The organism is Cellulomonas sp. GbtcB1, assembly GCF_019091725.1.
Classification (GTDB): Bacteria; Actinomycetota; Actinomycetes; order Actinomycetales; family Cellulomonadaceae; genus Cellulomonas.
Genome location: NZ_JAGXJG010000740.1, coordinates 1 through 229, shown reverse-complemented (window position 1 = coordinate 229; position 229 = coordinate 1). Strand labels below are relative to the sequence as shown.

1 protein-coding gene is annotated in these 229 nt (G+C 64.2%); it reads left to right on the top strand.

What is annotated here, in order from left to right; translation table 11 throughout:
• Positions 1–78: 78 nt before the first annotated feature.
• Positions 79–229, top strand: a 151-nt coding sequence (locus KVT14_RS23690) for an anion permease (RefSeq protein WP_368858801.1), incomplete at its 3' end; no start/stop codon positions are given.

Here is a 229-nt window from a genome sequence, read left to right as displayed (position 1 = left end):
TTAGTAGAGCTGGTGGCGACGCTCGCTATCGGCGACCTCGAGCCGGCCGAGTAGCTGTAGGGGTTCTCGAACACTACTATCTCGCTGATCGTCGTCGCGTTCTATATCTCGCGTGGCGTCATCAAGACCGAACTCGACGCCCGGCTCCCGCTGATCATCGTCTCCCGGCTCGGCCGCAGCCCTATCGCCCTCCCGTACGGCCTGGCCGCCACTCACCTGGTGCTCGACG